The organism is Psychrobacter sp. TS_SC_6 (genome assembly GCF_056156305.1).
The window spans coordinates 1,667,524-1,683,564 of record NZ_CM149590.1; the positions used below are offsets into that span (position 1 = coordinate 1,667,524).

At 41.5% G+C, this 16,041-nt stretch carries 11 protein-coding genes; 9 read left to right on the top strand and 2 right to left on the bottom strand.

The window, feature by feature from the left end:
* Positions 1–71: 71 nt before the first annotated feature.
* Positions 72–1,481, bottom strand: a complete 1,410-nt coding sequence (glnA, locus tag AC0J5Y_RS07015) for a type I glutamate--ammonia ligase (RefSeq protein ID WP_475130032.1) — start codon at positions 1,479–1,481, stop codon at positions 72–74.
* Between the two features lie 749 nt (positions 1,482–2,230).
* Here glnA and AC0J5Y_RS07020 point away from each other — a divergent pair.
* The 4 genes from AC0J5Y_RS07020 to AC0J5Y_RS07035 all read left to right on the top strand — a co-directional run bounded on the left by AC0J5Y_RS07020 (position 2,231) and on the right by AC0J5Y_RS07035 (position 5,890).
* Complete coding sequence (locus tag AC0J5Y_RS07020) at positions 2,231–2,854, top strand: anthranilate synthase component II (protein ID WP_475130033.1); 624 nt, start codon at positions 2,231–2,233, stop codon at positions 2,852–2,854.
* A gap of 45 nt (positions 2,855–2,899) precedes the next feature.
* Complete coding sequence (gene trpD, locus AC0J5Y_RS07025; RefSeq protein WP_475130034.1) at positions 2,900–4,039, top strand: anthranilate phosphoribosyltransferase; 1,140 nt, start codon at positions 2,900–2,902, stop codon at positions 4,037–4,039.
* Positions 4,040–4,167: 128 nt separating this feature from the next.
* Positions 4,168–5,055 (top strand): indole-3-glycerol phosphate synthase TrpC, encoded by an 888-nt coding sequence (trpC, locus tag AC0J5Y_RS07030; RefSeq protein ID WP_475130035.1) that lies wholly within the window; start codon positions 4,168–4,170, stop codon positions 5,053–5,055.
* 103 nt (positions 5,056–5,158) lie between these two features.
* The gene (locus tag AC0J5Y_RS07035) at positions 5,159–5,890 is read left to right on the top strand and encodes a Smr/MutS family protein (protein ID WP_475130036.1); all 732 of its coding nucleotides are present in this window, start codon (positions 5,159–5,161) and stop codon (positions 5,888–5,890) included.
* Between the two features lie 197 nt (positions 5,891–6,087).
* Here the strand turns inward: AC0J5Y_RS07035 and AC0J5Y_RS07040 are convergent, their stop codons facing one another.
* The gene (locus tag AC0J5Y_RS07040) at positions 6,088–8,106 is read right to left on the bottom strand and encodes a mechanosensitive ion channel family protein (RefSeq protein WP_475130037.1); all 2,019 of its coding nucleotides are present in this window, start codon (positions 8,104–8,106) and stop codon (positions 6,088–6,090) included.
* Between the two features lie 311 nt (positions 8,107–8,417).
* Between AC0J5Y_RS07040 and AC0J5Y_RS07045 the strand changes: the two genes are divergently transcribed.
* The 5 genes from AC0J5Y_RS07045 to AC0J5Y_RS07065 all read left to right on the top strand — a co-directional run bounded on the left by AC0J5Y_RS07045 (position 8,418) and on the right by AC0J5Y_RS07065 (position 15,913).
* Positions 8,418–10,277, top strand: a complete 1,860-nt coding sequence (locus AC0J5Y_RS07045) for a TonB-dependent receptor domain-containing protein (protein ID WP_475130038.1) — start codon at positions 8,418–8,420, stop codon at positions 10,275–10,277.
* 317 nt (positions 10,278–10,594) lie between these two features.
* Positions 10,595–12,019, top strand: a complete 1,425-nt coding sequence (ahcY, locus tag AC0J5Y_RS07050; protein WP_475130040.1) for an adenosylhomocysteinase — start codon at positions 10,595–10,597, stop codon at positions 12,017–12,019.
* A 13-nt stretch (positions 12,020–12,032) separates the two neighbouring features.
* Entirely contained in the window at positions 12,033–12,881 is an 849-nt protein-coding gene (locus tag AC0J5Y_RS07055; protein ID WP_475130041.1) for a methylenetetrahydrofolate reductase, read from the top strand.
* 174 nt (positions 12,882–13,055) lie between these two features.
* Positions 13,056–13,955, top strand: a complete 900-nt coding sequence (locus tag AC0J5Y_RS07060) for a 16S rRNA (uracil(1498)-N(3))-methyltransferase (protein WP_475130042.1) — start codon at positions 13,056–13,058, stop codon at positions 13,953–13,955.
* 233 nt (positions 13,956–14,188) lie between these two features.
* Entirely contained in the window at positions 14,189–15,913 is a 1,725-nt protein-coding gene (locus AC0J5Y_RS07065; RefSeq protein WP_475130043.1) for a putative bifunctional diguanylate cyclase/phosphodiesterase, read from the top strand.
* Positions 15,914–16,041 lie beyond the last annotated feature (128 nt).

The following is a 16,041-nucleotide window of genomic DNA, read 5'->3' on the forward strand; positions in this document are numbered from 1 at the left end:
GAGCAAAAAAAACCAGCTAAGACCTACTTAACTGGTTTTTTATTAAAATGATTGAGCGTACTAGCTATAGATTAGCAGCTGTAATACAAGTCAAATTCAACTGGATGTACAGTAATGTTGACGCGCTGTGCTTCTTCTTGTTTTAGAGCAATATAAGCCTCTAACATCTCTTTGGTAAATACATCGCCTTTTAATAAGAACTCATGATCATCTTTTAGTGCTTGTAGCGCCACGTCTAAGTTTTCAGCGACTGTTGGAATGAGTGCTTCTTCTTCGGGTGGCAAATCATATAAATTTTTATCAGCCGCTTCACCTGGATGTATTTTGTTTTGAATACCGTCAATACCAGCCATCAACAACGCCGCAAACGCTAAGTATGGGTTGGCTGCTGGATCAGGGAAACGTGCTTCAACACGCACTGCTTTTGGGCTACTAACGTGCGGAATACGGATAGACGCTGAGCGGTTAGATGCTGAGTAAGCAAGTTTAATAGGTGCTTCATAATGAGGCACTAAACGCTTGTAGCTGTTGGTCGATGGATTGGTAATTGCATTAAGTGCACGAGCGTGTTTAATGATACCACCAACAAAATATAGTGCCGTTTCAGACAAGCCTGCATATTCATCGCCAGAGAAAGTATTGACACCATCTTTTGAGATTGACATATGGACGTGCATACCAGAACCATTATCACCGACGATAGGCTTAGGCATAAAGGTTGCTGTTTTTCCAAACTGATGCGCAACGTTATGTACAGCGTATTTGAGTTTTTGCACTTCATCTGCTTTGCGTACTAGGGTGTTAAAAGCAACGCCAATCTCTAACTGACAAGGCGCAACTTCATGGTGATGGACTTCGATACAGCCTTCACCAATCATATCTTCGATACGATCGCACATGACGGTACGCATATCTTGTGCGCTATCAACAGGTGGCACGGGTACATAACCGCCTTTGACACGTGGGCGATGACCCATGTTGCCCCACTCGTAGTCTTTGTTGGTTGACCAAGCGGCTTCTTCAGCGACGATTTCATGACTGACACCGGACATACCTACAGACCATTTTACTTCATCAAACACAAAGAATTCAGGCTCAGGACCAAAATAAGCCGTATCACCAATACCAGTAGATTTTAAATATTCTTCAGCACGGCGGGCAATAGAGCGTGGATCACGGTCATAACCTTGTAGGGTTGATGGCTCAATGATGTCACAAGTCACAACAACCGTAACCGCATCAAAGAATGGGTCAATAAACGCCGTATCAGGATCAGGACGCAAAATCATGTCTGATGCTTCAATCCCTTTCCAGCCAGCAATCGATGAGCCATCGAACATTTTGCCATCTTCCATCGATTCTTCATCAACGCTATGAGCTGGAAAGCTCATATGATGCTCTTTACCGCGGGTATCAGTGAAGCGGAAATCAACCCATTTAGCGTTGGATGATTTGATCAGATCAAGTAGTTTATTTGACATAGATAGTTTCCCTAGTGATTATCATGGTACTGAAATTATGGTAATGGCTTTGTATTACTAAACAGTGCTGAGGTTGAAGATAACGGTTTTTACTCGTTATTCATACTAATAGCCAGTATCTGTCTTTATTATTAATGACACATTTTTATCAATCAGACAAATGCAATTGCTATATTAGCAATATCTCGCTAACAATGTTGCACTCTTCAGACGCCAATTGACAAATACTCTGTGCTGCAAGGCAATACAAGATACTTGTATGCTAGGAATATGCAACAGCCATGCCAACCTAGCTGATTTGAGTGCTCTAGATCATCAGAATTTTAATTTATTACCAACAAATACAGTCAGTTAAATAAAATACAGTCTAATTTTCCATAAAAAATATTGTCTCACATTTATTTCTAACAATGAATATCGATGATTCAATATCATAATATTAGCATCATAATAGTGCGTCAATAAGAATATATTTAGTGCATTTGCACCATAATAAAACATTTATAAATATTTTTTGGAAATATAATTTTTTTAGTAGCGGTAGTGGTGTCAATTTGCTTTTCCATTGACGATTAAACATACTTTTATCTATCGACATTCAATCTACAGAATCGTCACATTTGATAGACGACAAAATAATGTTAATATAATAGCGCCATAAAACCTTTAACATTAAGTGACATAGCAAACTGTCATACAAATTTATCAATCAACACCAATAGTAAACATCTTAATAAGTTGAAGCCTTCATGATTCTGATGATCGATAACTATGACAGCTTTACGTACAATATTGTACAGTACTTCGGTGAATTGCAGCAGGACATCACCGTTTGTCGTAATGATGAGATTAGCATTGAGCAAATAAAAGCGCTCGCGCCTGACGTCATCGTTATCGGTCCTGGACCTTGCACTCCTGACAGCGCTGGCGTCTCACTTGAATTGATTGATACCTTTAGAGGCATGATACCAATACTGGGTATCTGCTTGGGTCATCAGGCTATTGGACAGGCGTTTGGCGGTAGCATAGTCAAAGCAAGCGAAGTGATGCACGGACGCTTATCCGCTATTTACCATAATGGACAGGGTGTGTTTATGGAGTTACCCAATCCTGCACAGTTTACCCGCTATCATTCATTGGTTATCGATAAATCAAGCTTACCTGATGGCTTTGAGGTCACTGCTTGGACACAAAATATCGATGGCAGCATAGAAGAAATCATGGGTATTCGTCACCGTGACTTTGCCATTGAAGGGGTACAGTTTCATCCTGAATCTATTTTAAGCGAGGCCGGCTATCAGCTGCTTAATAACTTTTTACGAGCGCATCATTTGGCTGTTATAGACACCGATAACTTGCCAAAGGTGGGCTAGCCGCTAGAAATTATCTAAAAATTTAAAATAATAACAAGTGAGAATATGATGACCACTGCTCCTTTGCAGGATGTACTTTCAAACGTAACCCATGCGCCAGAAGATATCCACCAGCTTTCAGATGACAGTATCCATAAGCTACTAACCACTGCATTAGGTAGGATTTTTCAACACATTGATCTGACCTTTGATGAGATGTATCAAGTGATGCTAATCATCATGCAAGGCAGATGTAGTGATGCCATGATGGGTGCTATCTTGACCGGTCTGCGCATGAAAGGCGAATCAATCGATGAGATTACTGCCTCAGCAAGTGCTATGCGTGCATTAGCGTCAAATATCGCCCCAAAAAACTGCGACTATATGGTCGATATCGTTGGTACAGGGGGTGATGGTGCCAACTTGTTTAATGTCTCTACAGCAGCAGCGTTGGTAGCAGCAGCAGCAGGTGCACAAGTTGCCAAACATGGTAACCGCGGTGTTTCAAGCAAATCTGGTAGCTCGGACTTGCTTGAGCAAGCTGGTATTAGTCTATCTCTGACGCCTGAGCAAGCGCAAGCCTGTATCGAAGACCAAGGTATTGGTTTTTTATTTGCGCCAAACCATCATAGCGCCATGCGTTATGCCAATCCAGTACGCCGTGAGCTAAAATCAAGAACGATTTTTAATATTTTAGGTCCACTCACCAACCCTGCTGGTACGCCCAATTTGGTGATTGGCGTTTTTACCGCGCAATTATGTGAACCTTTAGCAAAGGTCATGAAAAATCTAGGCGCGCGCCATGTAATGGTCGTCGGTGCAAAAGATGGTTTGGATGAAATAAGTCTCGCAACCTCGACTACAGTGGCTGAATTAAAAGATGGTGAAATTTCTGTCTATGATATGATGCCAGAGGATGCAGGTATTGATTCACAGACCTTGATTGGGCTTGATGTGGACTCGCCAGCGCAAAGCCTTGAGCTAATACGTGCCGCTTTATCAGGCACAGAGACACATGAACGATCAGTGCTTAAAGCGCGCGATATGATTGCGTTAAATGCCGGTGCCGCGATATATACCGCAGGACTTGCAAGCAACTATCCAAACGGTGTGAGCCGAGCACAAAAAATTATCCAAAATGGCGAGGCTTTAGTGAAGCTTGAGTCTTTAGCGCACTATACGCAGCAGCTCGCAGTGCAAAATTAACGACGCTTACTTTTTATGATATTACATTGTTCTTGATGTCGCTTTATCTGTGCTGATACTTTAAATTTATCAGTACACAGTTCACGCTATTATTGCCTATTTATAGTTAACCATATTTGGATACCGCCATGACTACTAACAAAACAGTTGGCTCACATATTCCTTCAGTATTACAACGTATCGTTGCTACCAAACATGAAGAGGTTGCTGCTGCTCGTAATCTGTTATCACTTGAAGACTTACAAGTAAAAGTCGCGGCAGATAAACAACCTCGTCGCGGTTTTGCCAGTGCTTTGCGCGCCGCTAATATCGGTATTATTGCTGAGATAAAAAAAGCATCACCTTCTAAAGGTATCATCAATCACAACTTTATGCCGGCCGAATTTGCCAAGCAGTATGAGCAAGCAGGTGCAAGCTGTCTGTCTGTATTGACTGATCGTGACTACTTCCAAGGTGATGATAGCTATTTAATCCAAGCACGTGAAACTTGTGATCTGCCGATATTACGTAAAGACTTTATGATTGATGTCTATCAAATTTATCAGTCATATCTACTTGGCGCAGATTGTATATTACTGATTATGGCATGCCTTGATGACGCACAGGCGCAAGAGCTACATGCGCTAAGCATCGAGCTTGGTATGGATGTGTTGATCGAAGTGCATACGGCAGAAGAGCTTGAGCGTGCCCTACAGCTGCCACATTCAGAGCACAATATCTACGGTATCAATAACCGTGACTTAAACACCTTTGATGTGGATTTGCAGACGACACTTGATTTAAAGAACGCCCTATTACGCGAGCTTGCTATTGATGATGCATTTTCTGCTAATCCTAATGATAGCCTACAACATCCGCTTATCGTGACCGAAAGTGGTATCCATAGCAGCGATGATATCCGCCTGATGTTAAGCCACAATATTCAGCACTTTTTAATCGGTGAGCAATTTATGAAAACCGATCATCCTGGACAAGCATTACAATCCTTACTTGCGAGCGTCGCAGCACAGGCGTAAAGTAAGTGAGATAGTTTAAATAAAGCCACTATTAAAATAGTCATTATCTTTATTACTTATTCAATTAATCATTCATTCACTAACCAACGATACATTAATTATTATGTCAAACTCTCTATTTTCAAAAGAAATGCAAGATCAGCTCAAAGAGCTTAAAGGTCAATTGAGTAAAGGTCGTGATACTGTCTCACCTGATGGCGACGATGGTAAGCCGACGGAGCCTGTCTCGCTATTGACTCAAAAGCAAGTTAAAAAAACCGTTAAGCAGATGGACTCTGAACATATCGATGATGATAAAGTGCTGTTTATGCAAGCAATGCATGGTGTTAATCAACTAGAAGATAAAAACCTTCGCTCACCTGCCAATGCAGCAAAAGCCAAAAAGCCTGATGCAGCGACACTGTCTAAACGTGCAGCCGCTCAAGGTGGCGAAGCAAGCGACTTGGGCGCTGGTTTATCAGATATGCAGGCTTTATTGAACCCTGTTGCCGGTGAAGCCTATTTATCTTATAAAAACCCTACCTTACAAAACAAAATTTTTACCCAGCTCAAACAAGGTAAATTGCGTTGGTACGATGCTGTAGATATTCATGGCTGCACTATTGAAGAAGCGCGTGTAGCGATGACTCAATTACTCAGCCAAGCAAAGCAAAACAATGAGACATCGGTAAAAATCGTCCATGGTAAAGGTAGTGAAGCGATTCTAAAAACCTGCGTCAACGGTTGGTTACGCCAATTACCAGAAGTGTTGGCATTTTGCTCAGCCCCGCCAAAAGATGGTGGCAATGGCGCTGTATTGGTATTATTAAAAAAGAATAAACCTGATAGCGAATAAGCTCTTTGGTTTAGGAACAAAAAAGGACTGCAAATAAGCAGTCCTTTTTTATGTCAAAAAATCGTCTATGTGTTTAATAGCTATTGTCAGACAGCTATTTTCATTAGTGTCGTTAAAGCATTTTATGACACTAACTGCTATTGAAAATACTCATAGCCTCATACAACACATCACCGGATTGATAGTTATTTACTACCTTATTTTTTTGCTCTTGGAAATCTAAAGCTCTTTTTAACCTGCTTGAACTTTAGTTTTGCTAAATTATAACCACGATTTTTATGGATGCGTTTGTATTTATTGTCGATCATATCCTTTTTTAAGCCATCTTTGGGTTTATCTTCGGTCTGCTCATCATTAACAGCACCCCTATCTTTGCTTAAATTAACGGCTTCAGGCTTACCATCAGCAGTATTTTTTTTGTCAGTTTTCGTGTCAGCCGTTTCGCCTTCTTTATTTTCATGATCTAATTCAGCTTGAAGCTCTGGTTGCTTAACAATCAGCTGCTGTGTTGGCAGGGCATGCTCTACATTATACTTCCTAACTTGCACTAACAGATCAACAAATAACACGTCTTGTTTTTCATAAAATTCGATGATACCAGTAGCATTGATATAGGCTTGTAGCTGAATAATATAACAATCTTGACGCAACTCTAAGATGTTAACTTGGTTCCATTCTTGATTGGTCAACTCGTGCTCATCCAAGAACGTATCCAAATGCTTTACCATTTTAAACACAACATCAATATCAGCGGTACGCTTGATATATAGCTGATGCAAAAAGCGGAACATATCACGCGAGGTAAAGTTTTCAATTTGCATCGATGAAAAATCACCATTAGGTACTGTGACAATAGTGCGAGTCAGAGTACGCACGCGGGATGAGCGAATACCAATATCGATGACGGTGCCTTCATAGGTACCAAACTTGCAATAATCGCCGATACGTACGGGCGAATCTGCCACCACCACCACACTGCCAACTAAGTTTTCGATGGTCTTTTGCGCACCTAATGCTAACGCTAAACCACCGACACCTAATGCCGCAATACCCGTCGTTAAGTCAAATCCCAAATTACCAAAAGTGACGATTACTGCAAATATCAATAACAGTGCTTTGACGACTTTGCGTAGTAGCCCCAAAATTGAGACCCGTTCAGTATAGTTTTTCTTATAGCTTAAGTTCACTGCACGGGTAAATAATGCATCGATAATGCGTAATAACAGCCACGTTATCGCCACCCACGAAGCAATCTCAGCGAAACGGTTGACAGGCTCGCGTAAGGTCACTGACACGCCTGCATAAACCATCACCTCAGATAAAATCAGCGCCATAATCACCACCGCTAGCGGCAATATCACTTTATCGGGCAATGGTAGCGGTATATCACGGACACGAGGGTAAGTGATTTCTAATAAATGATACAGTAGCCATACTGCGATGTAGGTGAACAAAAAACTACTAATAGTCATCATTAAAGCGGCTACCAAATCAGCCAACTGATAACCAAAAAGTTTTTTGCCTTCTAACGAGTCAATGGTATAACGAGAAACCAAAGTCGGCTCATAGTTCTCTATCGCCTCTGGTATTGAGCTGAGTGTATCGGTAGAAAATTGCCAATATTGTTCACCTTCTTTTGACACCACTCTTTCAAGTAATAGAGGAATGCTTGCATCACTGACTTTGATGACACCTACATTTTCTTGGCTTGGCGGTAGCTGATCAGTCAAATTGCCTTCAGGCGTATTATTAATCTGCAAATCAGTCTGAAAACGACCACCTGCATCGAGAGCTTGCTTGAACTGTCTTACAATGGTTGTGGGATTATCGGATTTAGATAGATTTAAGTAATTACTCGCCAGCAAGTAATCATTTTCCCCTAATGCTTTAAGAAACCCTTGCACCGTATGCCGAGGCGTATCGCGTCCGAATGAATCAGGTATCGATTTGCCATCTCCTTCCTCAGTCTTAGTACCACCCACACCCAGTATGTTCGTCTCAGCTGCTAACGCACTAGGCTGTGAGAGGACACTAAGTGCCATAGCAAACAGTATTGTTATCACAATTAATGGTAATTTCATCAATTTCATCAATGAAGATGGCACTGCAGTGGTATTCAGACGATGTTTAATAAACAAAACAAACCTCATGGCTTTATGAATGGCATAACGAAAAACGGGGAAAATCTGCCCTATAATAACAATTATGATGATCAAAAATATCACCAATGAACAAAAAAAATGATAAATAACTTATCCCTTGCCTAAAACAATCAAAGATAGCCAATAGTGAATAATATTCACCCTATGATGAATAAAAATTAGGTGAAAGTGGTTTATAAATCAGGTGCTTTTATAGATAATAACTCCATGTATGTTATTTATTACTTTTTGTAATTTTTAGCTGCTCAGATTTCACTTCTGTAACTTTTTATTTGATCAATTTGGAATTCAATATGGTTTTATCACGTTCATCTTCGACCACTTATCTTCGGTTGTGTATTCTAAGCACATTTGGCGCATTTGCTATGAGCGCTAACGCCGCTACTGATGTCAATGTCATCAGTAATAGCGAGCTACCACAAGTTGAGCTTGATAAAATTGTAGTCACCGCCACTCGTACACCCACTAAAACTAGCAATGTCATTGCTCAGACTCGAGTAATCAATAGCGAAGAATTGCAGCGTTATCAGGGTCAGACCGTCACGGATGTACTGAAGAATCAGCCTGGTATCAATATCACGCAAAGTGGTGGTATGGGCACAGCCAGTAATTTTTATATGCGTGGCTTTGATAGCAAGCAGGTATTGGTGCTTATCGATGGTATTCGCTACAGCTCAATATCTTTAGGTAGCCCATCGCTGAATTTATTGTCAGCGGATCAAATTGATCGCATTGAAATTTTATATGGCGCTTCAGGATCTAGTCTTTATGGCTCAGATGCTATGGGCGGTGTCATTCAAATTTTCACTAAGGGCAATAGCGTAGAACAATCTAATGTTTCCACTACAGTCGGTTACGGCAGCAATAATCACTACCAAGTCGGCGTGACAGGTCAACTTAAAAATGATACTTCATCATTGAGCTTAGGTGTCAGTCGCAACGAAACTGATGGTTTTAATGCTATTGCTAATCGTAATTCTTTTGATTATAACGCTGATGATGATGGCTTTGAATCTACCAATGCTAGTTTGGCACTGCAGCACAAGTTCACAAATGCAATAAGTGCAGGAATTAGCGGCTTATATTCAGACTCTACGACTGAGTTTGACTCAGCTGGAAAAGTCATTCCTTATGCTTACTCTGATCAAAAAAACGGTAGCGCTAACGCCTATTTGCAATATAAAACCCCACTGACTCTTACTAAACTTAGTTACGGTCAGAGTATTGATAAATCAACCTCTCATGATAACAACTCTATCAGTTATGACAATGGTAGCCAGTTTGATACCACTCAAGAGCAGGCACGCTTAGAGACTAGTATTAACGCACAACCTGGTACGGTTATTGTTGGTGCAGAATGGTTATCACAAAAACTAGATGCCTCAAACGTCAAAGTATTTAATGCTGATTTTTCTGATTTTACTGCAACCGCTTATGACCCTGACGACAGAGATGTTAAGAGCGCTTTTGTAGGTTATCAATTAGCGGACACTTATTATGATTTGCAAGCCAACTATCGTGTAGATGACAACTCACAATATGGTAATGAAAGTACATACAATTTAGGGGCAGCCATACGTCCTCTAGCTGGTATACGCATCGGTGCAAATTATGCCACAGGCTTTCGCGCACCAACCTTTAACGACCTATACTACCCAGGTGACAACAATCCAAACCTAAAGCCTGAAAGAACTGAAAATACTGAAGTATTCGTTGAATACGCTAATGATATGCAAACTTCACGATTGACAGGCTATCACACAGACGCAGAAGACCTCATTGCAAGTGGTACAAACATTAGTGAAGCAAAAATCAAAGGCTTGAGTTTAACCTCAGATTGGAATATGAACGCCTTTATATTTGGTCTAGCATATGACTACTTAGACGCGAAGAACACAACTAGAACTAATGCAAACTTTGATCAACAACTTCCTTACCGTCCTAAAAATAGTGGTTTAGTTTATATCGGATATCAGCAGCCTACGTTCGATATGCGCCTCGAGGCAAAATATAGTGATGATAGACTTACAACTGAAAACAATGAGCTTGATAGCTATACGCTGCTTAACTTAAGTGGAAGCGCCTATATCACACCCAATCTACGTGCTAACTTGCGTGTAGATAATATTACTGATGAAGATTATACCCTTGCAAGCCAATTCGGTAATGAGTACGCCACAGAAGGTACAAGTTATTTCACCTCACTTACCTATAATTGGTTTTAAGCCTATCTAGTAAAAATCAGAACTTGCATATCCATAATCAAGGTCATCAATCGATGGCCTTTTTTATGACTTGTCCACTTACCATTTATATCAGTCAATAGGTGACAAGTTCAGCCTCATCTATTACAATAACGACCTCCGAGAGGTGTTGCGCCATAATTGTGAATCATGGATTGTTTATTCAAAATTCCACTATTCAACCCTTATGTTAGGCTCGGTTAACTGTTAGCTGCCCTTTTAGGTCATCAACAGCGCAAATAACGGCACCTGCGTTTTTATTCTTTTTATCATAATTTAACCACTGATAGGAGCATATTATGGACGCAGTGTCTAACACCCCATCTGCCCATACGATCGACCCCTCTTTCACTGACTATAAAGTCGCTGACATCAGCCTTGCTGATTACGGCCGCCGTGAAATCACCCTTGCCGAAGCCGAAATGCCTGCCCTTATGGGTTTGCGTCGTCGCTACGAAGCCGAGCAACCGCTCAAAGGCGCGAAAATCGCTGGCTGTATCCACATGACGATTCAGACTGCGGTCCTGATTGAGACGCTTGTTGCGTTAGGCGCTGAAGTGCGCTGGACCTCATGTAATATCTTCTCAACTCAAGACCATGCTGCTGCGGCTATTGCTGCTGCCGGTATCTCTGTTTATGCTTGGAAAGGCGAAACCGAAGAAGAGTATGAATGGTGTCTACGCCAGCAAGTACACGTTGGCGGTGAAGCATCAGGTCAGCTTTGGGATGCCAACTTAATCTTAGATGATGGCGGTGATTTGACCGCATTGATTCATAACGATTATGCCGAGCTTCTTGATAGCATCCATGGTATCTCTGAAGAAACCACCACTGGTGTACATCGCTTAGTTGAAATGCTAAATAAAGGCACGCTAAAAGTACCAGCGATCAACGTTAATGACGCGGTTACTAAGTCTAAAAATGACAATAAATATGGCTGCCGTCATAGCTTAAATGATGCCATCAAGCGTGCCACTGACATGTTCCTTGCAGGTCGCCGCGCTTTAGTCATCGGTTATGGTGATGTGGGTAAAGGCTCTACGCAAAGCCTACGTCAAGAAGGCATGATCGTACGTGTCTCAGAAGTTGATCCTATCTGTGCCATGCAGGCATGTATGGATGGCTTTGAAGTATTATCTCCTTACATCAATGGCGATAACACTGGCGGCGCAGAAAACATCAATACCCGTCTGCTTGAAGATACCGACATGATTGTCACGACCACTGGTAACTACCATGTATGTGACAGACATATGCTAGCAGCACTTAAACCTGGTGCTGTGGTTTGTAATATCGGTCACTTCGACACCGAAATTGACACCCAATTTATGCGTGATAACTGGCGCTGGGTTGAGATCAAGCCGCAAGTTCATCAAATTTTCCGCTCAGACGATGAAAACGATTACCTGATTTTGCTTGCTGAAGGTCGTTTGGTCAATCTAGGTAACGCCACTGGTCACCCATCGCGCGTGATGGACGGCTCATTTGCCAACCAAGTATTGGCGCAAATGTATCTGTTCGAAGAAAAATTCGCTGAATTACCAGCAGACAAGCGCACTGATAACTTATACGTCAAAGTATTACCGAAAAAGCTAGACGAAGAAGTTGCTGCCGCCATGGTTGCAGGCTTTAACGGTACGTTGACCAAGCTAACTAGCAAGCAAGCCGAGTACTTAGGTGTCCCTGTCGAAGGGCCATTCAAACCTGACGCTTATAAATACTAAAAGGAGTCAGACTGTGACTAAGCCGGCTTTCTCCTTTGAGTTTTTTCCTGCAAAAACCGAGCAAGGGCACGATAAATTACTCAGCACTTATGATGCGTTGAATAAGCTCTCACCAGCCTATTTTTCGGTGACCTATGGTGCTGGTGGCTCAACCCGTAGCCGCACGTTAGACATCGTACAAGCATTATGCAAGCGCGGTGATACTGATATCGCGCCGCACATGTCTTGTATTGGTGATGACAAAAGTGAAATCGCCGAATTGCTCGACCTTTATAAGGGTTTGGGCATTAAGCGTTTGGTAGCACTGCGTGGTGACTTACCCTCAGGTCAGGTTGGCATGGGTGAGCTACCGTTTGCGCTAGACTTGGTTAAGTTTATTCGTGAACACTCAGGCGATCATTTTCACATCGAAGTGGCTGCGTATCCCGAGATGCATCCACAAGCGCGTAGCTTTGCGTTTGATGTTGATAACTTGGTCAATAAGTATCAAGCTGGAGCGAATGCTTCGATTACGCAGTTTTTTTATAATGCCGATAGCTATCTGTATTTGCGCGACACTTTAGAAAAACGCGGTATCGATACTGTGGCTCAGCCTCTGATCGCTGGTATTATGCCAATTACCAATTCTAGCAATTTGGTGCGTTTTGCCGATAGCTGTGGCGCTGATATTCCACGTTATGTGCGTAAGCAGTTATTTGACTTTGGTGATGACAGTAAGGCCATTCGTGAGTTTGGTTTTGACGTCGTTTATCGTCTGTGCGAGCGTTTAATTAGCGAGGGCGTACCTGCCATGCATTTTTATAGCATGAATAAGGTTGAGCCAAACAAGCGCTTAGTCGAAGCCTTAGGCTTGATTGCTTAAATATTTACCGAATGTATTGCTTAAAGACTGGCGCTCCTAGGAGTGCCAGTCTTTTTTGGTATGGGAATTGCAGTTATGCAAATTTCATTATTGACAATCCCTTTACCCAATCAAATGATATTCTGCTAAGATATTGAAAAATATCATTACCCCCCATTATAGGAATAAGTAATTTTGCGACGTTTCTTTTATGCCACTAATAGCAACATTAGTAACGACGTTACCAATGAAAAGGCTATGACATACCCTCAGCTTAGCACCTTGCCTATCGGTTCCAGCGTCGAATTAACCGAAAGTATCGTCCATCATTGGTGCCGTGTATTACGAGCAAATATTGGTGATAAAGGGGTCTTGTTTGATGGCTTTGGCGGTGATTATCAGGTACAGCTACTGACCATCAGTAAAAAAAACGCTACTGTGACCCTGCTTTCTCACACAAATAAGGATAATAGTGCACCGATATTTACCAAAATCGGACTGGTAATGAGTCGTGGCGAACGGATGGATTATGCGATTCAAAAATCTGCAGAACTTGGCGTCACTGCCATCCAATTGCTAAGCAGTCAGCATGGCGAGGTCAATCTAAAACCTGCCCAAATCGAAAAAAAACTGGCACATTGGCAGCAAGTTGCCATTGCCGCGTGTGAGCAATGCGGTCTTAACCGTCCACCGCTTATTATTGCGCCTATTCCCATTAACGATTGGCTTAAGCCTATCACAACGACCACGCCTGTAAAAATAGAATCCACTATCAGCTCTATGGTTACCACCCTTAGTCAGGATGCTTATTATCAAGTACTACAACAACCCGCTGATTTGCGCCTACAGCTTAGTGTACCAGCGGCAGGACAACCTGCTATGCCTGATTCGCTACTAACAGTATTACAACAACCAGTGCCTTATATTGAGTTGTTGATTGGTCCTGAAGGTGGCCTAAGTGCTAATGAATGCGCTCAAGCAGCAGACGTTGGTTTTGAGCCTTGGCAAATTGGCGCGAGGGTATTACGAACAGAAACTGCCCCAGTGGTCGCCTTGGCAACCTTGCAAGCGCTGTTGCCACGTGTCAACCCTTAGTAGCAGTACAAAGCGTCATATAGTCAGTTCACAATAAAAGATACAAATGAAATAGTGTTTTACTGAGACAAATTTCGATTGCTGTGCACTATGCGTATGAGTACCAGATTCTTCAAAAATTTGTCCTAGTAGCACTGTATCTTTGTAAACTGCACTGACTACATTAAAACAGCGCTAATTGCCAATACAAAAAGCTCTCTTTATCGATTTACCTCTATTTTATGAGTTCATTTATGACTGCTTTTACACCAATGCCACTGGCGGATAAACAGCAATTATTGGTCAAACTTTGTGAACAATATGAAGATGCTATCTTTATATTGGATGCAAATTTGTATTATTTATCGGTCAATGCAACTTATGAGCGCATGATCGGTTATACGGAAGATTTTTTACTTGGGCGTCCGCTTGGTATATACGCAGCTGAATTTTTAGCAGAAGAAGAAAGATCTATTCTAGTAGATATCGCTGAACACTTAGACAGTCAAGGTTTTTATGAAAATGACTTTTCAATGCCAAATCGCTACGGAGAGCTTCTAGATTGTTATATGAGCTATCGAAAAATAAAAATAGGTCACACTGTGTATTACGTTGGTATGGTTAGAGATATGTCTGCCGTGGTAAAAAATAAAAAACAAGTGGCACACTTGTTAAACTACGACCAATTAACCGAACTGCCTAACCGCAAAGTATTTTTGAGCCAAACTAGCGATTTGTTACTGGATAGCTATCAAGAAGTTATCGTTGTACGTTTAAATCTTGATCGTTATCGCAGCCTTGCAAGCTTACTGGGTCCCGATGGTATCAATAGCTTAATAAAAAAATTTGTGACACGCATCAAAGACCTAAAACTCGGTTGTTTGCGCTGTTTCTCTCATTTCGGCGGTGATGACTTTGCTTTACTGTTTGAGTGCAGTGACGCCAATATGGTGCGCCATCAGCTAGATATTTTAATGCAAATGTGTGAGCGTCCTTTCTTTGTTAGTGATAATGGCGCCACAAATACCAAGGTCTATTGTCATGTCTCTGTTGGGGTCAGTTACTATCCTGAAAATGATAATGAGTTTATCGGCTTATTAACCAAAGCTGAAAGGGCATTAAATTATGTCAAGCAGCAAGGTGGCGACGATGTCTGTTGGTATAATAAATCCCTTATTGAGCTCAATGCTGATCATTTACAATTAGAATATGAGCTTAAAAGAGCCACTAACGAAGGTCAGTTTGTCGCCTATTATCAACCCAAATTCGCCCTAGATACAGGCGATATTTCAGGCTTTGAAGCATTGGTACGCTGGCAGCATCCCATTCGCGGATTGCTGCAACCTATTGATTTTATTGATGCCATTATCTCTCACAAATTATCGCTTGAGTTATTCTCTCAAGTAGCAACCCAAATCGCTGAGCAACTAAAGATTTGGCAAGGTTTGGGCTTTGACCAACATATCTGTATCAATGCCGATGCCGCTGAATTCAGCAATCCAGAATTTTTTGATGTGGTCAGTAATTTATTGACACAGCATCAAATTTCAGCGCACCAGTTACATATTGAGGTAACAGAATCTTCTTTGATGAAGCGCCATTCTAATGTTAAAGAACAGCTAAATTCGTTAAAAGCGCTAGGGGTTTGCTTGGCTTTAGATGACTTTGGTACCGGCTACGCTTCTTTGAGTTATCTGCAAGAATATCCCTTTGACTTCATTAAAATCGATAAAAGTTTCATCTCTAAGATTACCGCAGACAAAACTCAACGTGCCATCGTTAACGCTATTTTGGCATTAGCAGAAGCACTGGATATGCAGGTCATCGCAGAAGGTATCGAAAACGAGAAACAGCGCGATTTGCTCTTGGCTATGGGTTGCCAGTATGGTCAAGGCTATTGGTTTGGCAAACCTATGTCTGCTGAAGTTACAACCAACATGTTAGTGCAACAACATTTGTCCAAAAATAACAATGACTAGAGAGCGAGTATAAAACGTCCTCATACCGTTCCTCTACCATATCGATAAGCACGCTTAGCTTGTAGGCTATATTATACATAGGATGCAAGATAGGTTGATGACTTATCAGTATTGTCTCCAAACTTGTA